The following is a 20,819-nucleotide window of genomic DNA, read 5'->3' as shown; positions in this document are numbered from 1 at the left end:
ACGGCGGCCACGCCGATGGTTTCTTTAGTCCGTGTTCCCGGCGCCGCCGGGGCCTGGGCCCGACTCTCCGACTCCGATGCAGACGCTTCTCCGACCGTTCCAGACCTTCTTCAAGACCGAGGCCGCCGGCGGCATCCTGCTGCTCGCCGCCGCCGCTGTGGCCTTGGTGTGGGCCAACAGCCCACTCGCGGGCGCCTACGCCGACCTGTGGGGCACGTACGTCACCGTCGGCGCGGGGGCGTTCGAGATCTCGAAGCCGCTGATCCTGTGGGTCAACGACGGGCTGATGGCCATCTTCTTCTTCGTCGTCGGGCTCGAGATCAAGCGCGAGGTGCTGGCGGGCGAGCTGGCCGAGCCGCGCAAGGCCGCGCTCGCCATCGCCGCCGCGCTCGGTGGCATGGTCGTCCCGGCGCTGCTCTACACGGCCGTCACGCTGGGGACCGACCGCGTCACCGGGTGGGGCATCCCGATGGCGACCGACATCGCGTTCGCGCTCGGCGTGCTGGCGCTCTTGGGGAGCCGGGCCCCGCTCGCGCTCAAGGTGTTCCTGACTGCCGTCGCCATCGTCGACGACCTGGGCGCCGTCGTCGTGATCGCCATCTTCTACACGGCCCAGATCAACGTCTCAGCGCTGGTCGCCTCCCTCGCGCTGGTCGGCGTGCTGGCCGTCGCCAACCGGCTGGGCGTCCAGCGGACGTCGGTCTACGCGCTGGTCGGGCTCGCGGCCTGGGTGTTCATGCTGAAGTCGGGCGTCCACGCGACCATCGCCGGCGTGCTCGTCGCGCTGACGATCCCGGCGAACCGCAAGATCCACGAGGTCGAGTTCGCCGACCGCGTCGGCGACCTGCTCGCCCGGTTCCGGACTGGCATCCAGGGCTCGCCCACGGACCCGACGCCGGACCAGGCGGCAGCCGTTCACAGCATCGAGGTGGCGTGCCAAAAGGTCGAGACGCCGCTGGCGCGGCTCGAGCACGGGCTCCACGGGTTCGTGGCCTTTTTCGTGATGCCCGTGTTCGCGCTCGCGAATGCCGGCGTGGCCTTCGGCGCCGATGTCGGGGCGCTCGTCACCGACACGGTCGCGCTCGGCGTGATGCTGGGCCTGGTCGTCGGCAAGCCGATCGGCGTGATGGCGCTGGCGTTCCTCGCCGTCAAGACCGGGCTGGCGGCGCTGCCGGCCGGCGTCAGCTGGCGCCACGTGTTGGGCGTCAGCTTCCTGACCGGGATCGGGTTCACGATGTCCATCTTCATCGCCAACCTGGCGTTCGGGGCCGGGCCGCTGCTCGACAGCGCGAAGATGGGGATCCTGGCCGCGTCCGTCATCTCGGGCGTCTTGGGCGCCGTCGTTCTCATCGGGGCGGCGCGGACGGTCAAGGCCGGAGGGGACAGGGAGCCGGTGGAGCCGGTCCCCGCCGACGCCCTGGTCTGACCGCCCCCCGACGGCCTCAACGAAAGACGCCGACCCTCATGAGAGGGTCGGCGTCTTCGTGTACCGCGTACGGGATTCGAACCCGTGTTACCGCCGTGAGAGGGCAGCGTCCTAGGCCTCTAGACGAACGCGGCAGGTCGCGAGGCGCCCGGCGTCCGGCCGGGCAGGACGAAAAAGGTAGCCAGCCCTCCCGGCGCTAGCCAGCGCCCAACGTCATTTTCACGTGCTCGATGCCCGCCTCGTCGAACGGCGCGCCGACGGGCTCGAACCCGAACGACGCATACAGCGGGGCGACGTAGGTCTGGGCGTGGAGGACGAACCGGCGGTGGCCGGCCGCACGGGCGTCGGCGAGGGCCCGGGCCACGAGGGCTCGCGCCAGCCCCCGCCCGCGAGCCCGGGGCACGACGGCGAACCGCTCCAGCTTGACGACGGCGCCCACCGGGCGCCAGCGCGCGACGCCGACCGGCCCCTCGCTCTCCACCGCGAGCAGGTGGTGGACCGACCGGCCGCGGAGGGCCGGCGCGTCGGCGGCGTCCCATTCCTCTTGGGGAGGGCACCGCTGCTCGTCGATGAAGACCCGCTGGCGGACCGAGCGGACGGCTCGCCAGTCGGCCTCGGTCACGGCCTCGCGGATCTCGACCCCGGTCACAGCGCGGTCCCGAGGAAGGCCACGATCCGGCTCTGGACCGTCGGCACGCGGATCAGCCCGTCGTGGTCCGCGCCCTCGACCACGTCCGCGACCCGCGACGTCCCGGCCTCCGACGTCAGCGCGGCTCGCAGGCTCGCCAGCTGGTCCTCGCCGACGACGAGGTCGCCGGCGGCGTGGAGGGCGAGGACGGCCGGGAGCGTCCGGCCGGCGGCCAGGCGGGCGGGCGAGAGGGCGGCGAGGGCCACGCGGGCGGCGCCCGGCGCGAGCTCCCCGTCGCGGACGGCGAGCACGGGCGCGGCCAGGACATCGAGCGCCGGGTACGGCGCGGTCGGCGACTCCTCCAAGAGCCGCGTCCGCGCCTCGTCCCGGAACGACGGCGCGAACAGGTCCGTCGGCGCGCCGAGGGTGACGACGGCATCGACGGCGGCCGGGTCTTGGAGCGCCGTCAGCAGCGCGACCGTTCCCCCGCGGCCGACGCCGAGGATCGCGACCCGCTGGCGGTCGGCGCGGGGCACGCGCGGGAGCGCCGCGAGCACGGCCCGGACGTCGGCGACGTCGGCGCGGTAGGGGTCCGGCGCGAGGTCCGACCGGGCGGCCTCGCCGTCGACCGCCAGCGACTCGCCGCGGTAGGCCACGACGATCTGGACGAACCCGTCGACGAGCGCGCCGAAGGAGGCGTCGGTCAGGGCGTCGGCGTCCGTCGCGCCGTCCGTGCCGTCGGTCAGGACCACGGCGACCGGCAGGCGCGTGGTCTCGGCCAGCGTCCCCGGCACCCGGACGAAGGCCGTCACGATGCGGCGGCCCTCGCGGTCGAGCGCGAGTCGGAACCGCTGGACCCCGTCGCGGCCCGCCGGAAGCGCCGTGACGGTCGCCTCGGCGTCGGTCGCGGGCGTGGTGGCGCGGGCGGCCTCGACCTCGGCCATCGTCGGCGGCGCGAACAGGGCCGTCAGGTTGACGCCCGCGACGACCTCGTCGGCCGGCATGGGCATGTCGCAGTCGGGGTCGACGCCGGGCACGCAGTCCGACACGACGGTCGGCTCGGTGCATCCGGTGACGAGCAGCAGGGAGCCGGCGACCAAGCGCGTGGCTCGGGAGGGGAGGGGCATGGAAAGGGGGGCGTCGGAGGCGTCGAGAACGGGTGGGCGTGTCCGGGCGTGCCCGCCGGGTGGGGGCGGGGGAGGGGCGACTCCGCGCCCTCTCCGGCGAAGATCCACAACATCGGATCGGGAGCATCCGTATACATCGGAAGACCGACGAACCGCTGGTCTGCGGCCCCGTGAATCTGGGGCGGCGCCGGCCTCTGAACCGACCGCATGCGTACGCCCATCTACCTCGACTACAACGCGACGACCCCGGTCGACGACCGCGTGCTCGACGCGATGCTCCCGTTCTTCCGGGAGCACTTCGGAAACGCTTCCAGCGAGCACAGCTTCGGCTGGACCGCCGACGAGGCCGTCAAGCAGGCGCGCGAGCGGACGGCCAAGCTTATCGGGGCCACGCCGCGGACCCTCTTCTTCACGAGCGGCGCGACCGAGTCGGTCTCGCTCGCCATCCGCGGCGCGGGCGACATCTACGGCGGACGGCGGCACCGGATCGTGACGGTCCAGACCGAGCACCGGGCCGTCCTCGCGACGTGCGAGGCGATGGAGCGCGAGGGCTACGAGACGACCTACCTCCCGGTCGGGACGGACGGGCTCGTCGACCTGGACGCGCTCGAGGCGGCGCTCAACGAGGAGACGTTCCTGGTGAGCGTGATGTGGGCCAACAACGAGACCGGCGTCGTCCAGCCGATCCCCGAGATCGCCGAGCGGGCCCACCGGGCGGGCGCGCTCATGATGACCGACGCGACGCAGGCGGCCGGCAAGCTCCCGATCTCGGTGAACCACGACGGCGTGGACCTGCTGGCGCTCTCGGCGCACAAGCTGTACGGGCCGAAGGGCGTCGGCGCGCTCTACGTCCGCCAGCGGGGCCCGCGGGTCCGGCTGGCGCCCCAGGTCACGGGCGGCGGCCAGGAGGAGGGGCTCCGCGGGGGGACGCTCAACGTGCCCGGCATCGTCGGGTTGGGGATGGCCGCCCAGATCGCCCGCCGCGCCCAGGCCGACGACGCCGAGCGGCTGGAGGCGCTCCGCGACCGGTTCGAGGCCGCCGTGTGTGCCGCCGTGCCGGGCACGGCCGTCAACGGGGCCGGGGCCCCGCGCTTGCCCAACACGACGAGCCTCCGGTTCGAGGGCGCCCGCGCGGCCCAGCTCCTGCCCGTCTTGCACGACGTGGCCGCCTCGGCCGGCTCGGCCTGCCACGCCCACACCGACGAGCCCAGCCACGTGCTGACGGCGATGGGGCTCACGCCCGAGCAGGCCCGCGCGACGGTCCGCTTCAGCCTGGGCCGCCCCACGACCGAGGCCGAGGTCGACGTCGCCGCCGAGCACGTCGCCGAGTCCGTCCACCTCGTCCGCCGCCGCGCCGCCGCCTAGACTCGGTAGGGGTACCCGGTACGAGGTACGACCGCCGTCCCGTCCGCTCGTACCTCGTACCCTGTACCTCGTACCCTCATGGAGATCGTCAACCGCGTCGCCGAGAGCGCCATCGAGACGCTCGACCTGGCCGGGCTCGCGCCGCCGGCGCCGGTCGCGTTCGACCTCGCCCCGCACCTCTACCGCGGCCTCGTCCTGCGCGAGCGCGAGTTCCGCCAGGCCCTCAAAGAGACGGACTGGACGGCCTACGCCGGCGCCGACGTCGCCGTGTTCTGCTCGGCCGACGCGCTCGTCCCGACGTGGGCCTACATGTTGGTCGCCGCCCGCCTCGATGGCGTCGCGGCGTCGGTCGCGGCCGGGACGCCCGCCGAGGTCCGCCGGGCCCGCCTGGTGGCCGCCCTCGCCGACGTCGACTGGGAGCGGTACCGCGACGCGCCGGTCGTGCTCAAGGGCTGCGGCAACGACCTGGTCCCGCTCGACGCCTTCGTCCAGGCCACGCGCCGGTTGCAGGGCGTCGCCAGCAAGGTCATGTACGGCGAGCCGTGCTCGTCCGTCCCCGTGTGGCGTCGGCCGGCGCCCTCGCCCGCGAGCGGAGCCGCCGCGACGCCGGCCAGGACGAAGCCGGCGGGGCCTCCGCGACCGAGCGCCTGAGATCGGGCGGACCCAAAGAACCCGATGGGAACAGGCGGCGTCCAACGGCCCCCTCTCGCCGCCGACCGTGACCGCCCGCCTCGTCCCGCTCGTCTTGGTCCTGTGCGCGGCGCCCGTCGCCGCTCAGGTGGGCCCCGACGTGATCGGGCCGCCGCCGGCCGAGCCCGTCGCGCCCGACGTGGTGGGGACGTGGGAGCTGGTGGCCGCCGAGAACGTCCCGGTCGAGGACGAGCTCGTGTTCGCCCGGCTCACGTTTGGCACTGACCGGTTCGACGCCGTCTACGTGTTCCTCGACCCCGACGACGCCGAGCTGTCGGGCCGGTTCGAGCGGGGCCGCTACCTGAGCTCGGCCGGCCAGCTCGTCGTCCGCGAGGGCGGCGACGTGACCGTGTTCGACGTGGCCCGCGACGCGACGCAGTTGACGGTCCGCGACGTCGAGACCGGCGTCGTGCTCCTCCTCCGGGCGGCCGACCCGGCGCTCGCTCGCGACCCCGACCTGGTCGGGGCCTGGGCCGGCGCTCGCGGAGGTCGGCCGTGGGGCGTCCGCTTCGACCCCGACGGCCGGGCCGAGGTCCGCGAGGGCGACGACCGCGACACGGGCGACTACGTCGTGGCCGGCCCCTACGTCCTGCTCGGCGACGACCCCGCCCGCTACACGTTCGCCCGCGACGCCGACGGTCGCCGCCAGCTCGTCGTCGAGGCCGACGGCGAGCGGACCGTTTTGTCGCGGGTCGAAGACTGACCCGCACGAAGAGGGGCGGCCTCTCCGTTCGATCTCCACACACCGACTCCCGCCATGCGCCCGCTCGCCCTCGCCGCCGCTCTCCTGACCGTCCCGGCCCTCGCCCAGTCAGACCCGGCGCCGCTCCCAGAGCCCACGGCCCCCCCGGTGACCGACGTCGCGGCCGAGCCCGCGGCCGAGGTGGAGTCCAAGGCCGGGGTCGACTCCGTCCTCATCGGGGCGTGGACGCTCGCGGAGGTGGCCGAGGGCGGGCGGCTCGGCGAGCTCGGCGTCGAGGTGGAAAACATGACGTGCGCGTTCGACGCCGCCGGCACGGCCCACGTCCAGATGGAGATGGTCCAGGACCTCGAGCCGCTCTCGCACGAGCGGACGTTCGCGTTCGAGACCGAGGACGGGCAGATCTTGGTCGAGGACGACGACCCGGTCCGCTACCAGATCCTCGACGACGGGCGCCTCCAGATCACGACGGCCGACGGCCTGGTCGTGCGGATGGTGCGCACGCGCCCGTGATCGTCGATCTGGAGGGAAAGGTGGCTGTGGTGACCGGCGCGAGCCGGGGGATCGGCCGGGCCGTCGCGCACCGGCTGGGCGAGGCCGGGGCGACCGTCGCCGTCCACTACGGACAGAGCGTGGAGGCCGCCGAGACGGTAGCCGGCGCCCTCCCCGACGCCCGCGCGTTCCAGGCCGACCTCGCAGTGCCCGGCGCGGCGCAGGACCTGTTCGACGCCGTCCTTGACACCTTCGGCCGGGTCGACGTCGTGGTGGCGAACGCGGGCACATTCGAGGAGGCTCGGCTCGACGCGCCGCTCGACGAGTGGCTGGCGGTGTGGGATCGGACGATGGCCGTGAACCTCCGGTCGGTGGCTGAACTGGGACGGGCCGCAGCTCGTCACGCCCGAGACCGCCGCGAGCGGGGAGAGGAGGGGGTGGCGGTCCGCCTGGTGACCGTCTCCAGCCGGGCCGCCTTCCGCGGCGACGACCCCGAGTACCTCGCCTACGCCGCGTCGAAGGGCGGCGTCGTTGCCCTCACGAAGTCGTTGGCCCGGGCGGGCGGAGGGCTCGCCGCGTTCGGCGTCGCGCCCGGCTTCACGCGGACCGACATGGCCGCGCCCTACATCGAGGTCCACGGCGAGGCCGCCGCCCGACGCGGCGCCGCGCTCGACCGGCTGACGGAGCCCGACGACGTGGCCCCGACGGTCGTCTTCCTGGCGTCCGGTTTGGCCGACCACGCGACGGGCACGACGGTCGACGTCAACGCGGCGTCGTACGTCCGCTGAGTGCGGAAACGGCCTTTCGGGTGCTCCCCCGGCCCTCCCGCTCCGTAGGTTGAGAGCGCCCCCATCGCGCATGTCCGACCGCTTCTCCGCCGACGAGGCCCACCGCATCTTCGCCCGCGCCGCGCGGCGTCAGCACGCCACGCCGGCCGCCGACGGGCTGACGGCGGAAGAGCTCGCCGCCATCGGCCGCGAGGCCGGGCTCGACCCCACGCTCGTCGCCGCCGAGGCCGCCGCCGAGCGGCTCGCCGCCACTCCCGAGAAAAGGTGGCACGGCGTCCCCGTCGCCATCCGGCGCTCCCGCCTCCTGCCCGACCGGCTCTCGGACCGCGAGTGGGAGCGCGTCGTGGACGTGCTCCGAGCCGAGTTCAAGCAGGAGGGGACGGCCCAGCAGATCGGCCGACGACGGGAGTGGGCCACCGTCGTCACGTCGTGGTCCTCTAAAACGTCGGCGTCCTTCCAGGTGCGAGTTGAGGAGGGGCCTGAGGGGGACTTGGTGACGGTCGAGGCGCCCGACACGCACCGGCCGGCCGGATACGCTCTCGGCGGAGTGTTCGCGGGGATGGGCCTCGGCCTCATCGCGATGGTGAGCGTGCTGGACCCGTCCACCCTCGGGCAGGCGTTCGCATTCGGGGCGATGTTCGTGGTGCTCGGAGTGGTCTTGTACGGGGCGATGCTCCTCGCGGCCAAGCTTTCGGCCGCGCGGACGGCTGACCGCTTCGAGGCGCTGCTCGACCGGGTCGACCTGATCTCGCGGCTCGACCGCCCGGCCACCGACCCAGCGTCGACCGGCCGGATCGACCCCCGTCTTCTTAACGCCGACGAGGTCTCGCCCGGCGAGGTGGGCGCCTCGCGCGTTCGCACCGGGACGCCGTGACCGGCGCGCTCCGCGTGGGCCTGTGCTACGACCGGTTCGGCGACGCGCCCCGCCCGCCCGGCGCCCCGCCCGACTGGGACGCCGAGTACGAGCCCGAGGAGACCGTCGCCGCGCTCGAGGCCGCGCTCCGGCGGCTCGGCCACGCGCCCGTTCGGATCGGCAACGCCCGGGCGCTGCTGGCGGCGATGGGCCGGGGGCCGCTCGGCGTCGACGCGGCCGTGACGATTGCCGAGAGCTACGGGAGCCGCAACCGCGAGGCCCACGTCCCGGTCCTCCTCGAGCTGGCCGGCGTGCCGTGTGTCGGGAGCGACGCGCTGTCGCTGTCGGTCTCGCTCGACAAGCACCTGACCAAGATTGTCGTGGACGACGCCGGCGTCGCCGTGCCGGCCGGCGTCGTCGTCCCGCCCGGGGCCGACGCGGCGGCACTCGCGGCCGGCCTCGCGTTCCCGCTGATGGTCAAGCCCCGCTACGAGGGGACGGCCAAGGGAATCGCTCCGTCGAGCCGGTGCGAGACGCCGGCCGAGCTCCGCGCCGAGGTCGTCCGCCAGCACGCGCTCTACGGCCAGGACGTCGTGGTCGAGGCGTTCGTCGATGGCGCCGAGTTCACCGTCGGCGTGGTCGGGACGGGCGGCGGGGCCCGGGCGCTGCCGGCGTTGCAGCGGGCCGTCGAGCCGGCCTCTGGCATCGGCGTCCACGCGCTGGCCGGCGACCCGGACGCCGCGCTGGACGGCGCGCTCACGCCCGCCCTCGACCAGTCCCTTGCCGACGCGGCGCTCGCGGCCCACCGCGCCATCGAGTGCCGCGACTTCTCGCGCTCCGACTTCCGGGTCGGGCCGGACGGCGCGCCGGTCTTTATCGAGATCAACCCGCTGCCGACGTTCGCGCCCGACGGCACGTTCGCCATCCTGGCCGAGCTCGACGGCCAGCCCTACGACGCCTTCCTCGCCGACGTGCTCGGCGCCGCGCTCGCGCGCGCGCTCGGAACCGAATCCGCGACCCGTGCGCGAACGGCGACAGGGGCCGGCGAGTAGCAGCGGGAGACCTCCGAGATCATGGACAAGCGTCCGACCTGCTCCTGCGGCCACGACCGCTACCACCACTCGTCCCGCCCCGACCTCACGCACGGGACGGGCGGCTGGCTCGCCCTGTTCAACGGGATGTCGAGCACGCCCAAGCGGATCGTGTTCGCGTGCGCCGTCTGCGGCGAGACGTTCGAGGACACGACCGACCCCGAGGTGCTCGCGCAGTACCGGCGCTACCCCTACGTCCGCAAGCCCGACGACGTGTGACTCGGTCTCGGTCCCTGGCGGTTGACAGGGTAAGGCCAGCAACGTATCGTCTAATCATTCGGCACCGGGCCGGTCTTCTCCAGGGGAAGACCGGCTTTTTTTGTCCGTGGGCCTCCCTCAGATACGCGACCGACCCGATGACCCTCCCTAACGCGGACCGAGCGTTCCTCGACATCCGAAAGCTGCGGGATTACGCGCTGTCGGTGGACGACGACCGGGGCAAGCACAAAGCCACCGTGTTCCGGTCGGCTCTCGGGATCGGAGCGGACGACGCCGAGTGGCTGCGGACCCGTATTTTGGAGGGCGTTCGCACCGCCCATGCCGTTCGGAAGCGCCGCACGGCGTACGGCGTCCTCTATGAAGTCGATCTGCCGATCCAGACGGACTCAGGGTCGGCCGTCGTTCGGACGGGATGGATCGTCCACACCCACGAGACGTTCCCTCGCCTGACCACCTGCTACGTCCTGTGACCTCGTCGCCCTTCCGCCTGCTCGACACCATCGCCTTGTTGGACGGTGTGCCTGCGCACGGCTTGGTGCGCGGACAGGTAGGGACGCTCGTCGAGCCGCTGGCGGACGGCGTCTGGCTCGTCGAGTTCGCGGACGACAAGGGACGGACCACGGCGATGCCGGACCTCCGCGAGGACCAGATGCTGCTGCTCCACTTCGCCCCGGCGGACGCGGCGTGACCGCCCGCCCGCAGCACAACGGCTCCGAGGCGGAGTGGACCGACTGGCGGTGGCAGATGCGCCACCGCGTCTCGACCGTCGAAGCGTTGGAACGGTACGTCCGCCCGACCGACGCCGAGCGGGCCGCCATCGAGGTCACCGCTGCCGTGTTCCGGTGGACCATCACGCCGTACTACGCGAGCCTGATGGACCCCGTCGATCCCGCGTGTCCCATCCGCCAGCACGTGGTCCCGCAGGCCGCCGAGGTGGCCCCCGACATCGTGGGCGTGGCCGACCCGCTCGACGAGGTCGGCCACAGCCCAGTCAAGAACTTGGTCCATAACTACCCGGACAAGGTGGCCTTCTGCGTCACGTCCGAGTGCGCCGTCTACTGCCGGTACTGCTTGCGCAAGCGGATGGTCGGCGACGCCGACTTTATGATGCGGAAGGACGAGCTCCGCGAGGGGCTGGCGTACCTCCGCGCGCACCCCGAGGTCCGCGACGTGCTCCTCACCGGCGGCGACCCGCTCGTGTTCTCGGACGCCAATCTGGACTGGCTGCTCGGCGAGCTCCGGTCGATCCCGCACGTCGAGGTGATCCGGCTCGGCAGCCGGCTGCCCGTCGTGAACCCGATGCGGGTCACGGACGGGCTGTGCGAGGTGCTGGCGCGGCACCATCCGGTCTGGCTGAACACCCACTTCAACCACCCCAAGGAGCTCACGCCCGAGGCCCGCGCCGCGTGCGAGCGGCTGGCCGACGCCGGCGTCCCGGTCGGCAACCAGAGCGTGCTGCTCGCCGGCATCAACGACGACGCGGACACGATGCGGGCGCTGTGCGAAGGGCTCGTCACGATGCGCGTCCGGCCGTACTACCTCTACCAGGCCCAGCTCATCGGCGGGACGGCGCACCTGCGGACGCCCATCGAGACGGGCATGGGGATCCTGCGCGCACTGCGGGGCCACACGTCCGGCTTCGCCGTCCCGGCCTACGTCTTGGACACGCCCGACGGGAAGGTGCCGCTCACGCGCGACTACGTCCTGGGCCGGGCCGGCGACCACGTCGTGATGGAGACGACGCGGGGGACGGTGTGGGCCGAGCCCAACCCGCTGCCGGCCGGCTACGAGCCGCCGGTCCGCTTGCCCGAGATCGCGATGCCGCCCAAGGCGCGGACGGTCCCGACGGGCGCGCCCCGGTTCGTCTACGCCGAGCCGGCCTGAGCGTCTCGCGCTGGCGGGGCCTCCGATCAGTCGTCGCCGAACTTGTCGGACGGGACGGGGCCCCCGATGGCGTGGGCCGTGGCCCGGCGGGCGGCCAGGCTCGAGAGGCCGGCGACCACGCTCGCGGCGACGGTCCAGACGACGGCCTCCGTCCAGGCCGTGTCGGTCGAGGCCGGGTTCAGCGGCGGGTCCTCGCCGGTGGCCGCGTGCCAGCTCCGGCGGAGCAGCGAGCGGGTGGCGAACGAGGCGCCGATGGCGGCCAGGCCAGAGGCGGCGATCCAGCGGGTCTTTCGGGAGAGCATCGGAGTAGGGAGGTTTCCGGTGCTACGCGCCAGACCCGTCGCGGATCGGACGTCGGGTCCTCCCCGGGGGCCAGCGGGAGGCGACAGCGGAAGCGTGCGTCGCGGCCTCGTGACACTCGGGACGGGTGAACCCACCCTCGGAGCCGACCGGACGATACCGGGTCGGATCCCCTCGCCCCATTCCCCCGCCATGTCGTCGCTCTCCGTCTACCTCCTCGGCTTCCTCGTCCTCACCGCCGGCCTCGCCATGGCGGCCCACCTCGCTGGCGTGCCCGCCGCGTGGATCGGCGCCGGCGGCGTCGTGATGCTCGGCCTGGGCATCCTGCTGGCCGTCACCAAGACGCGCACGCGCGAGATCCCACCGCGCGAGTTTTAGCCCACCAGGGGCCGCCAGCTCCTATCGGAACCGGACGCGGATCGTGCCCGGCGCCGGGATCGTCAGGCCCTCGACGGTGCGGAGCGTGCTGAGCACGGCGGCCGGGTCCGGCGGCCCCCCCGCGCCGAGCGCCGGGTTCTCCGCCATCGCGTCGAGCAGGACGTCGAACGGGACGTCGTAGACCGTCACGCGCGAGCCGTCGACGGCCGGGGCGTTCGTGTCGACGAGGTCGCCCTCGATCTCGATGGCGACCGTCATGCGGGCGTTGGCGAGGAACCCCCGGGCCATCTCGAGGGCCTGCTCCTGGCCTCCCATGTCGAGCTCGGCCGGCGGCTCGGTCCGCTTCTGAGCCGGTGGCTTGGGGACGAACGCGAGCAGGACGGACGGGTCGCCCTCGTCGAACCCGAACGACAGAGCGACCGTCTCGCCCGCGTCCGACCCCTCGCCGGCCGACGGCGCCGCGTACGCGATCCGGCGGACGTCGTCGACGGCGTAGACGGCCGCGTAGCCGTCGTCGCGGGTCTCGAACGAGACCAGCCGGACGCCCTCGCCCAGGGCTCGGGCGCGCCTCACCATGTCGTTCCTCGAGAACAACGCCGGGCCGTCCGCGCCGGCCTCTTCGAACGCGAGCAGGGCCATGCCGGAGAGCGTCACGTCGTCGCGGATCATGGCCGACCCGTCCGCTCGGACGGTAATCACGGAGGCGACCTGGAAGCAGCCGCTCAGGACGACGGCGGCGAGGAGAACGGCAGCGAGACGCATAGCGGGTCGGGGCGTGGCCGGCAGGATAACCCCCAACAAACGCAGCCCCACCCCCGAGAGGGGCGGGGCCGCTGGCGGACGACCGTCGGGGGCCGGCCCGGCCGCTTGTCAGTGGACGTCTTGTCAGTGGACGTCCGTGATCCGGTGCGTCAGCGGGGTGGCCGGTCCGGGCGAGACGGCCCGGATCGACGCTGGGCGACCGCCCCGCTGATCGGCTGACCCACCGACCCACTGGCGCGAAGCGCCCTAGTACGAGTCGTACGACGGGTTCTCGAGGAGGAACCGGAACCGCTCGCAGTCGACGGGGAGCGACTCGACGCGCCGGTTCCGCTCGCAGCCGGGGCCCGGGTCCTCCTTGTCGCACGACGGCACGGCCACGCCCCGGTCGCGGACCTGGAGCCGCGAGGCGTCGAGGCCCTGGCCGAGGTAGTAGTCGTAGACCGCCCGGGCGCGCTGGCCCGCCAGCCTCATCCCGAACCGGTCGCCCTCGGCCGTGTCCGTGTAGCCGTCGATGAACACGCAGCACGCCGGGTTCGACAGGAGCAGACCGACGTTCTCGTCCAGGAGCGCGCGCGCGCGGCGGTCCAGCGCGCTCGATCCGTAGTCGAAGTACGTGGCGTTGAGCTCGACCAGGTCGCAGACCATCGGCGCCGGGGCCGGCGTCGCAGCCGGCGGGAGCGGCGCCGGAGGCTCGGCCAGCACGGCCGGCGGCGGCGGGACGACCGGCGCCGGGGCGCGGCCGAACCCGAGTCGGAGCCCACCCAGGACCAGGCCCGAGTTGAACCGGGGGTCGAACATCGAGTCGCCGTCCGGGCTCACGGCGGGGCACCGCGCCTGGGACGGGTCCTCGTCACAGTCCGGGATGGGCGTCCCGCCCTTCGCCTTGCACGCCTCCTTGTCGAAGTCCGGGCTCTTCTTGTCGCAGACGTCGCCGGCCGACGACGCGGCGAAGGCCTGGGCAACGGGCCCGCCGACCTCGGTGATCCCGAAGCGGTAGCTGCCCTCGGCGAACAGCGAGAGGTTCCGTCTGACGCCGTACTCGACGCCGAGACCGACGGGGATCGCCAGCGCCGTCGTCTCGGCGCCCGGCGCCGCGTCGCCCGTCGCGAACAGGCCGCTCAGGCCCGAGAACACGTAAGGCGAGAGCGCGCCAGCCCGGGGGCGGACGACGTAATACAGGAGGTCGGCCTCGGCCAGGACCACCGGGCCCGTGAGGAACGGGTTGTACCGCGCGTCGGGCACGCCGGAGGGGTCGGTCACGTCGGGCCGCGTGCCGTCGGCGCCGACGTTGAGGAGGCCGCCGGTCACCCGGCCGTAGAGCGGGCCGGAGAGCGGGAACGAGACCTCGGCCGTCAGCCCGAGCGTGGTCGCGACGACGTCGCTCTGGAACGCCGACGAGCCGACCAACAGGTCGGGGCCGTCGTAGACGGAGGCGCCGACGCCGAGGCCGAGACGGACGCCGGGCCACTCGACGGGCTCGTCGGCGTCGCCCAGGCCGTTGTAGACGGGCTGGGCCGCTGCTGCCCCGGCGACGAGCGCCATCAGGGCCAGGAGAAGGGAACGAGTCATCGGGTCCGGAGGAGGGGAGGGGCCGTGTCGACCGTGCGGCCGTCGCCCAGGACGGGCGTTTGGAGCCTCCAGGACCAAGAATCCGGCGTGGATGGGCCGGGCCGGGTTCATCGGAAAAGACGGACCCCGCCCCGTTCCGCCCCGGCGCGCTAAACCGCTCGCGGCTCGCAGGGCCACAAAAAGACCGGGGGCGGCCCGCGTGATTGCGGACCGCCCCCGGGGGCTTCGTGTCACGGAGCGGGGCTCCGCGTCACGGGTGGCCTAGAACCCGGCGCAGGACGACGGGATCGAGTCGGCCCGACGCGCCCGGCTGTCGCCCGGGCCCGGGTCCTCCTTCGAGTTCGCGTCCGGGTCGACGCCGCGGCCCACGGCCCGGAGACGGTCGGCCGCGATCCCCTGGCCCACGTAGTACTGGACGACCGCGTCGGCCCGGGCCTGCGAGACCCGCAGGGCGTCGCCGGGCTCCGACCCGTCCGAGTACCCGTTGACCGTCACGCAGATGTCGGGGCACCGGCGGAGGATCTCGATGTTCTCGTCGAGCCGGCCCGTCGCGTCGGCCGTCAGCGTCGTCGCGCCGTACCCGAAGAAGACCGGGTTGAGCTCGGCGATGCTCGCGCAGTACGCATCGCCGACCGTGACCGGGATCGTGCACGTCTCGGTCCCGAACTCGTTCTCGGCCGTGATCGTCACGGTGTACGACCCGGTCTCGGCGTAGGCGTGGCGGGCCGGGAGGGCCGAGGCCGTCGTCCCGTCGCCGAAGTCGACCGTGACCCGGTCGGCGTCGGTCGCCGTCGCGTCGACGGTGAGCTCCTGGCCGGCGTCGACCCGGGCCGGGGTCGCCCGGCACCCGGCGAGCGCCGGCGGCCGCGGGGGATCGACCACGGTCACCAGGCACGACTCGGAGTCCTCGCCGCCCTCGTTCATGACCATGGCCGTGACGGTGTAGGTCCCCGGCGACGAGAAGGCGTGGGACGTCGTCATGCCGGAGCCGGTGGCCCCGTCGCCCCACTGCCACGTCGTCGTGACGGGCATCGTCGCGTCGGCGTTCGTCATGACCATGAACGAGCCGGCCTCGCCGGTCTCGAGCTCGGCCGGGCACTCGAGCCCCTCGATCTCGGCCGCCGTGAACGGCGCCCGGAACGCGAACCGGAGCCCGCCGCCCAAGTTGGTCAGGATGTCGAAGTCGGCGTCGTCGGCGTCGTTGCCGAAGGCACCCGGGTCGGCGCCGTCGAGGGCGACGTCCGGGAACGTCAGCGTGGACTGACCGGCGAGGAAGATGCCGAACCGGGGCGTCAGCGCGACATCGAGCCCGAGCCCGACCACCGGACCGAAGCCGAACACGTCCTCATCGGCGGAGCCGGAGTTCCGCTCGTTCTCGGTGCCCTGGCCCGAAATGAGCGCGCCGCCGAGCTCGACGAACGGCGAGATCCGGGCCCCGTCGAACGGGAGGTAGCGGAACAGCGCCTGGAGCTGGTAGGCCTCGCCGCCCTGGACGTTCTCGGTCCCGTCGAAGCGGAACCCGTCGTTGAGGGCCGGGAGATCCTGGTACCAGCCGGCGATGCCGAACGAGAGGTTCTCGTTGAAGAGGTAGCCGAGCTCACCACCGACCCCGAAGCCCGGGTTCTCGAACCCGTCCTGGAGGTCGGGCGTGGCGACGTCGGGATCGCCGTCGGAGTTGCCGTCGAGGTCCCCGTTGTAGCCGGCGACGGCGCCGCGGAGCAGGACGTAGACGGAGTTGCTGGGGCGGACGACCTGGGCCTGTGACGCGGTCCCGAGGAGGAGGGCGGCGGCCCACACGAGGAGTGTGCGGAGACGGGGCATGGAGACGGTCTCCTGTCGGAGTCGAGTCATGAGATGGGTGGGGGGGTGGGGGGAGGGCTCGTGCGACCGGGGACGTCTGGGCAGACGGGCCGGCGCGCCGAGAAGCTGAGGGAGGATCCGAGGCGCCCCGGGAAGGTGCCAAAGGCGCCGGGGCGGAACAGAGTGGAAAGGGCGAAGCCCATCGGCGCACGGCTAGGGGGGGCCTGCGTCGACGGGGGGCCTTACGCACGTCGGCTCCCGGGGTTCGCTGAGAACAAAGGGTCACCGTGTCTGCACGAAAAAGGGGCGGCCCGCTTTGCAGCAGACCGCCCCTCAAGACCGACGATCTCGGAGCGCTCGCCCCGTGTCACGTTCGGCGTTAGAACCCGGCGCAGGACGACGGGATCGAGTCGGCCCGCCGAGCGCGGCTGTCGCCCGGGCCCGGGTCCTCCTTCGAGTTCGCGTCCGGGTCGACGCCGCGGCCCACGGCCCGGAGACGGTCGGCCGCGATCCCCTGCCCGACGTAGTACTGGACGACCGCGTCGGCCCGGGCCTGCGAGACCCGCAGGGCGTCGCCGGGCTCCGACCCGTCCGAGTACCCGTTGACCGTCACGCAGACGTCGGGGCACCGGCGCAAGATCTCGACGTTCTCGTCGAGGCGCCCGGTGGCGTCGGCCGTCAGCGTCGTCGCGCCGTACCCGAAGAAGACCGGGTTGAGCTCGGCGACGCCCGCGCAGTACGCGTCGCCGACCGTGACCGGGATGGTGCACGTGTCGGTCCCGTACTCGTTGGTCGCCGTGATCGTCACGGTGTACGACCCGGTCTCGGCGTAGGCGTGGCGGGCCGGGAGGGCCGAGGCCGTCGTCCCGTCGCCGAAGTCGACGGTCACCTCGTCGGCGTCGGTGACGGTCGCGTCGACCGTGAACGAGTCACCCACGTTGGCGGACGAGGGGGTCGCTCGGCAGCCCGCCAGCGACGGCGGCGTCGGAGGCTCGACGACGGTCACGAGACAGGTCTCCGTGTCGTCCCCGAAGTCGTTCATGACCATCGCGGACACCGTGTACGTCCCCGGGGCCGAGAACGAGTGCGACATCGTCATGCCCGAGCTCGACGCGCCATCGCCCCATTGCCACGTCGTGGTCACGGGAGCTGTCGCGTCGACGTTCGTCATGACCATGAACGAGCCGGCCTCGCCGGTCTCGAGCTCGGCCGGGCACTCGAGCCCCTCGATCTCGACGGCCGTGCCGGGCGCCTTGAACGCGAACCGGAGCCCGCCGCCCAGGTTGGTGATGATGTCGTACTCGGCGTCGTCCCCCTCCACGTTGAACACGCTCGGGTCGGCGCCGTCGAGGGCGACGTCCGGGAAGACGACGGTCGACTGAGCCCCCAGGAAGATGCCGAGTTGGGGCGTCAGCGCGATGTCGAGGCCCAGGCCCCCGACGGGGCCGTAGCCCAGGACGTCGCCGTCGCCGGTGCCGCCCCGCTCGTCCTCCGTCCCCTGGCCCGACACGAGCGCGCCGCCGAGCTCGATGAACGGCGAGATCCGCGCGCTGGCGAACGGGAGGATGCGGAAGAGGGCCTGGAGCTGGTACGCCTCGCCGCCCTCGACGTTGTTGATGATCGGGACGCCCCGGATTGAGACCTGGCGGTCGCCGAGGTTGGGGAGGTCCTGGTACCAGCCGGCGATGCCGAACGAGAGGTTCCGGTTGAAGAGGTACCCAATCTCGGCGCTCACGCCGAAGCCGGGCTCCTCGAACCCGCGCAGCGGCTGGATCTCGGCCTCCGTTGGGTCGGCGTCGGAGTTGAGGTCGAGGTCCCCGTTGTAGCCGGCGACGGCGCCGCGGAGCAGGACGTAGACGGAGTTGCTGGGGCGGACGACCTGGGCCTGTGCCGACGCCGCGACCAGGAAGGCCGCGCACCACGGGAGGAGGGACGAGAGGCGCCGCGTGGTCGGTTTCTCCGCAGTAGACAGGGTCATGGAGACGGAAGGTGGGTGAGGGAGCGGACCGGGGCGCGTGCGGAAGCTCTAGGACCTGGGGTGCTCACCAGGAATGCGCAGCGTCCGCGGAGCCCTCAAGGGCAACCGGGCGATCCCTGCGCGAGAGCGGGTGGTGGGCACGACGCCGTCCGGTTGGGGGACGAATCCCTGCAAGACGGAGGAGCCGTCAAAGCAAGGAAAATCGGCCGATAAACCACCGATGACCCGGGCCGGTTCCGGCCCAGGACGGGTAGGGTCTCTCGCCGGTGGCCAGGAGGAGGGGGAGCGCCGACGCCCCACGGCAGATCGGCGGGGGCACCAGGCCCCGGAAGGCCCCACAGGTGGGGCGGTCGGTCGGTGGGCGTCCGGCGAGCCCGCAGCGGGTGCGGGCCCCCGCGCCAGGGCTTAGGCCAGCGAGCGGACGTGGCGCTCGAGCTGGCTCTTGGTGTGGGCCGCCTTGTTGGGGTGGACCACGCGGCTGCCAGCGAGCCGGTCGAGCTGAGCCTTGATCGCGTTGAGCTTCGTCTCGGCAACCGCCGGGTCAGTCTCGGCCTGGAGGTCCTTGATCATCGTCCGGATGCGGACCTTGTGGTACCGGTTGCGGAGGCGGCGCTTGGCGTCCTGGCGGACGCGCTTGGCGGCAGACGTGTGCTGCGGCATAGGGCGGGAGCCGGCCGGGCCGGCGAGTCGGCCGTCGGCGAGACGGCGTCGGGGTGAGTCGGAGCCGGGTAAGTTAGGAGAGCGGGCGGCGCCCCGTATGCAGATGACACGAACAAAACCGGCCCTCCGAGCCCTCCGAGGGGGCTTCCGCCCGTGACCGACTTCCTGCGCGACCTCTTCTCCCGCCCCGGCGCGTCGCGGACGGTCATCCTCCTGGAGCCGGACACGATGAGCACGCCGCGCCAGTATGAGGTCCGGCCGGGGCTCGCGCTCTACGCGGCGGTGATCGGGGTCGTCGTGCTGGGCGCGCTCGTGGTCGCCGCCGTCGTCCTGACGCCGCTGCGCGGGCTCATCCTGGGCCCGGGCACGGGCGAGCTGCGCGGCGTCGCCGAGGCGAACGCCCGGCGCGCGGCGGCGCTCGAGGACTCGCTCGCGCTCCAGTACCAGCAGATCGCCCAGCTCCGGGCCATCATCACCGGCGAGATCGACGACCTGGGCGACGACGTCCTCGACCCGTCCGCGTTCGCGCTCCCCGACCCCGGCGCGGTCGCGCCCGAGGCGCCGTCCGAGGCCTCGCCCGCCGTCGACCAGGGCGACCACGCCCAGCCGGCGCTGCCGCTCTCGACGCTCGGCCCGGCCGGCGACGCCGAGCGCGACGTGCGCGCCGCTCAGGCCTACCTCGACGGCCTGCGCGTGCCCGCCCTCCCGCCCGTCGACGGCGTCGTGTCGCGGGGGTTCGACGCCGGCCGCGGCCACTTCGCCCTCGACCTCGCCGCGACCGAGGGCTCGCCCGTCCGCGCCCTCGCCGACGGCCACGTCGTCTTCGCCGACTGGACCCACGCCGGCGGCCACACGATTGCCGTCCAGCACCCGGGCGGCTACCTTTCCATTTACAAGCACAACAGCCGGTTGCTCAAGCGCGTCGGCGAGCGGGTCCGGGTCCGGGAGGCGGTCGCGCTGAGCGGCAACACGGGCGAGATCACGTCCGGCCCTCACCTCCACTTCGAGGTCTGGCGCGACGGGCTGGCCCAAGACCCCGCCGCCTTGCTCGTGGCCCCCTGAGTGCGTCCACAAACGGTCCCCTGTTCGAGCCGGTGAGATCGAGCCCAAAGCGAAGCGTAGAGAATGGGGGTGGAGGGTAGAGAGTAGAGCGCCCCGGCCGACCTTTTCCTATCCTCCACTCTCCACCCTCTGCCTACGGCTTACCAGAAGACCGCTGGATTCCGCACTCCTCCCGGACCCATGGCCCTCTTCCGCTCCGACCCCGACTCTGCCGTGGCCAAGACCGACCGCCCGACGGCCAACCCCGCCGAGCAGCACAACATCATCGGGGCGACGACGACGGTCGAGGGCACGCTCCGGTCGAGCGGCAACGTCAACATCTCGGGGACCGTCGACGGCAACGTCGAGGTCGAGGGCCGGACGATGGTGATGCCCGGAGGCGTCGTCGAGGGCGAGGTGACGTCGACGAGCGCCGAGATCGCGGGGACCGTCCACGGCCGGGTCGTCGTCACCGAGCGGCTGGTGCTCAAGGCCTCGGCCGTCATCGACGGCGACATCCGGACGGGCAAGCTCGTCATCGAGGACGGGGCCACCTTCAACGGCCAGTGCCAGATGGGGCCGGCCACCAGCCACCGGGCGACCGAGCGGGCGACCGAGCGGGCCGGTGGCGCCGCCGTCGTCGGCACGGTCGGCGCGCGCGAGGACGCGGCCTGACCATGCCCGACCAGGACCCCTGGGCCGACGAGCCCGACCGCTTCGACGAGGCCGACCGCGAGTGGGCCCAGAAGTGGGCCGACCGCGACCCGGACGACGACGCCGAGCCGGTCGAGCCGCCGCCGGGCGGCTACCGGAACAAGCGTGTCACGCCCGGCTCGGTCCACGACGCCTACGGCGACGGGATGCGCGAGGCCGGCGCCCACCTCGGCACGGGCATGCAGATCGCCGCGTCGATGTTGCTGTTCGTCGGCCTCGGTCTGCTCGTCGACCGCTGGCTCGACACGAGCCCGTGGGGCGTCGTCGTGGGCGCGGTCCTGGGGATGGTCGGCATCCTGGCGCTCGTCCTTCGCATGGCTCGGGAGGAATGAGGAATCAGGAGACAGGAATCGG

General features: G+C 73.2%; 24 protein-coding genes and 1 tRNA gene. 16 read left to right on the top strand and 9 right to left on the bottom strand.

Annotated features, from left to right (window positions below):
• Positions 1 to 76 precede the first annotated feature (76 nt).
• Complete coding sequence (nhaA, locus tag ACOOHE_RS15995; RefSeq protein ID WP_420455083.1) at positions 77 to 1,426, top strand: Na+/H+ antiporter NhaA; 1,350 nt, start codon at positions 77 to 79, stop codon at positions 1,424 to 1,426.
• Between the two features lie 61 nt (positions 1,427 to 1,487).
• Here the strand turns inward: nhaA and ACOOHE_RS15990 are convergent.
• The 3 genes from ACOOHE_RS15990 to ACOOHE_RS15980 form a co-directional block, all read right to left on the bottom strand.
• Positions 1,488 to 1,560 (bottom strand) — tRNA-Glu (locus ACOOHE_RS15990).
• A gap of 62 nt (positions 1,561 to 1,622) precedes the next feature.
• Entirely contained in the window at positions 1,623 to 2,075 is a 453-nt protein-coding gene (locus ACOOHE_RS15985) for a GNAT family N-acetyltransferase (RefSeq protein WP_420455082.1), read from the bottom strand.
• The gene (locus tag ACOOHE_RS15980) at positions 2,072 to 3,181 is read right to left on the bottom strand and encodes an alpha/beta hydrolase family protein (protein ID WP_420455081.1); all 1,110 of its coding nucleotides are present in this window, start codon (positions 3,179 to 3,181) and stop codon (positions 2,072 to 2,074) included. Before ACOOHE_RS15980 ends, ACOOHE_RS15985 begins: the two co-directional genes overlap by 4 nt.
• A gap of 207 nt (positions 3,182 to 3,388) precedes the next feature.
• On the opposite strand from ACOOHE_RS15980, the gene ACOOHE_RS15975 reads away from it, so the two are divergent.
• The 11 genes from ACOOHE_RS15975 (at position 3,389) to ACOOHE_RS15925 (ending at position 11,263) form a co-directional block, all read left to right on the top strand.
• Positions 3,389 to 4,546, top strand: a complete 1,158-nt coding sequence (locus ACOOHE_RS15975) for a cysteine desulfurase family protein (protein ID WP_420455080.1) — start codon at positions 3,389 to 3,391, stop codon at positions 4,544 to 4,546.
• Between the two features lie 78 nt (positions 4,547 to 4,624).
• The gene (locus ACOOHE_RS15970; RefSeq protein ID WP_420455079.1) at positions 4,625 to 5,197 is read left to right on the top strand and encodes a DUF2480 family protein; all 573 of its coding nucleotides are present in this window, start codon (positions 4,625 to 4,627) and stop codon (positions 5,195 to 5,197) included.
• A 67-nt stretch (positions 5,198 to 5,264) separates the two neighbouring features.
• A complete protein-coding gene (locus ACOOHE_RS15965) occupies positions 5,265 to 5,939 on the top strand; it encodes a hypothetical protein (RefSeq protein ID WP_420455078.1) in 675 nt (224 codons plus the stop codon).
• A 54-nt stretch (positions 5,940 to 5,993) separates the two neighbouring features.
• Complete coding sequence (locus ACOOHE_RS15960) at positions 5,994 to 6,449, top strand: hypothetical protein (protein WP_420455077.1); 456 nt, start codon at positions 5,994 to 5,996, stop codon at positions 6,447 to 6,449.
• Positions 6,446 to 7,216 (top strand): SDR family NAD(P)-dependent oxidoreductase, encoded by a 771-nt coding sequence (locus tag ACOOHE_RS15955; RefSeq protein ID WP_420455076.1) that lies wholly within the window; start codon positions 6,446 to 6,448, stop codon positions 7,214 to 7,216. The genes ACOOHE_RS15960 and ACOOHE_RS15955 overlap by 4 nt, the downstream gene beginning before the upstream one ends.
• Before the next feature lie 70 nt (positions 7,217 to 7,286).
• Positions 7,287 to 8,090 (top strand): hypothetical protein, encoded by an 804-nt coding sequence (locus ACOOHE_RS15950; protein ID WP_420455075.1) that lies wholly within the window; start codon positions 7,287 to 7,289, stop codon positions 8,088 to 8,090.
• Positions 8,087 to 9,121 carry a D-alanine--D-alanine ligase gene (locus ACOOHE_RS15945; protein WP_420455074.1) on the top strand — a complete coding sequence of 345 codons (1,035 nt, stop codon included), beginning with the start codon at positions 8,087 to 8,089 and terminating at the stop codon, positions 9,119 to 9,121. Before ACOOHE_RS15950 ends, ACOOHE_RS15945 begins: the two co-directional genes overlap by 4 nt.
• A 21-nt stretch (positions 9,122 to 9,142) precedes the next feature.
• Positions 9,143 to 9,379: a hypothetical protein gene (locus ACOOHE_RS15940; protein WP_420455073.1), complete on the top strand. Its 237-nt coding sequence runs from the start codon at positions 9,143 to 9,145 to the stop codon at positions 9,377 to 9,379.
• A 137-nt stretch (positions 9,380 to 9,516) separates the two neighbouring features.
• Complete coding sequence (locus ACOOHE_RS15935; RefSeq protein WP_420455072.1) at positions 9,517 to 9,849, top strand: DUF6883 domain-containing protein; 333 nt, start codon at positions 9,517 to 9,519, stop codon at positions 9,847 to 9,849.
• Positions 9,846 to 10,067, top strand: a complete 222-nt coding sequence (locus ACOOHE_RS15930) for a DUF4926 domain-containing protein (protein ID WP_420455071.1) — start codon at positions 9,846 to 9,848, stop codon at positions 10,065 to 10,067. Before ACOOHE_RS15935 ends, ACOOHE_RS15930 begins: the two co-directional genes overlap by 4 nt.
• Entirely contained in the window at positions 10,064 to 11,263 is a 1,200-nt protein-coding gene (locus ACOOHE_RS15925) for a KamA family radical SAM protein (protein WP_420455070.1), read from the top strand. Before ACOOHE_RS15930 ends, ACOOHE_RS15925 begins: the two co-directional genes overlap by 4 nt.
• A gap of 26 nt (positions 11,264 to 11,289) precedes the next feature.
• Here ACOOHE_RS15925 and ACOOHE_RS15920 read toward each other — a convergent pair whose 3' ends face one another.
• Positions 11,290 to 11,565, bottom strand: a complete 276-nt coding sequence (locus tag ACOOHE_RS15920; protein ID WP_420455069.1) for a DUF4235 domain-containing protein — start codon at positions 11,563 to 11,565, stop codon at positions 11,290 to 11,292.
• A 190-nt stretch (positions 11,566 to 11,755) separates the two neighbouring features.
• Here ACOOHE_RS15920 and ACOOHE_RS15915 point away from each other — a divergent pair, with 190 nt between their 5' ends.
• A complete protein-coding gene (locus tag ACOOHE_RS15915; protein WP_420455068.1) occupies positions 11,756 to 11,941 on the top strand; it encodes a hypothetical protein in 186 nt (61 codons plus the stop codon).
• 21 nt (positions 11,942 to 11,962) lie between these two features.
• Here the strand turns inward: ACOOHE_RS15915 and ACOOHE_RS15910 are convergent, their stop codons facing one another.
• From ACOOHE_RS15910 to rpsT, 5 genes are all read right to left on the bottom strand, one after another.
• Positions 11,963 to 12,703 (bottom strand): hypothetical protein, encoded by a 741-nt coding sequence (locus ACOOHE_RS15910; RefSeq protein ID WP_420455067.1) that lies wholly within the window; start codon positions 12,701 to 12,703, stop codon positions 11,963 to 11,965.
• A gap of 246 nt (positions 12,704 to 12,949) precedes the next feature.
• Positions 12,950 to 14,272, bottom strand: coding sequence for an OmpA family protein (locus ACOOHE_RS15905; RefSeq protein WP_420455066.1), 1,323 nt, complete (start codon positions 14,270 to 14,272; stop codon positions 12,950 to 12,952).
• 261 nt (positions 14,273 to 14,533) lie between these two features.
• Entirely contained in the window at positions 14,534 to 16,093 is a 1,560-nt protein-coding gene (locus ACOOHE_RS15900; RefSeq protein WP_420455065.1) for a PKD domain-containing protein, read from the bottom strand.
• Positions 16,094 to 16,451: 358 nt separating this feature from the next.
• Positions 16,452 to 18,050, bottom strand: coding sequence for a PKD domain-containing protein (locus tag ACOOHE_RS15895; RefSeq protein WP_420455064.1), 1,599 nt, complete (start codon positions 18,048 to 18,050; stop codon positions 16,452 to 16,454).
• Positions 18,051 to 18,455: 405 nt separating this feature from the next.
• Positions 18,456 to 18,710: a 30S ribosomal protein S20 gene (rpsT, locus tag ACOOHE_RS15890; RefSeq protein ID WP_420455063.1), complete on the bottom strand. Its 255-nt coding sequence runs from the start codon at positions 18,708 to 18,710 to the stop codon at positions 18,456 to 18,458.
• Between the two features lie 153 nt (positions 18,711 to 18,863).
• Between rpsT and ACOOHE_RS15885 the strand changes: the two genes are divergently transcribed.
• From ACOOHE_RS15885 to ACOOHE_RS15875, 3 genes are all read left to right on the top strand, one after another.
• Entirely contained in the window at positions 18,864 to 19,772 is a 909-nt protein-coding gene (locus tag ACOOHE_RS15885; RefSeq protein ID WP_420455062.1) for a M23 family metallopeptidase, read from the top strand.
• Positions 19,773 to 19,952: 180 nt separating this feature from the next.
• Positions 19,953 to 20,426, top strand: a complete 474-nt coding sequence (locus ACOOHE_RS15880; protein WP_420455061.1) for a bactofilin family protein — start codon at positions 19,953 to 19,955, stop codon at positions 20,424 to 20,426.
• Positions 20,427 to 20,428: 2 nt separating this feature from the next.
• Positions 20,429 to 20,797, top strand: coding sequence for an AtpZ/AtpI family protein (locus ACOOHE_RS15875; RefSeq protein WP_420455060.1), 369 nt, complete (start codon positions 20,429 to 20,431; stop codon positions 20,795 to 20,797).
• Positions 20,798 to 20,819 lie beyond the last annotated feature (22 nt).

The organism is Rubrivirga sp. (assembly GCF_965213695.1).
Taxonomy (GTDB): Bacteria; Bacteroidota; Rhodothermia; order Rhodothermales; family Rubricoccaceae; genus Rubrivirga.
This window is presented reverse-complemented; position numbering and strand designations above follow the sequence as displayed.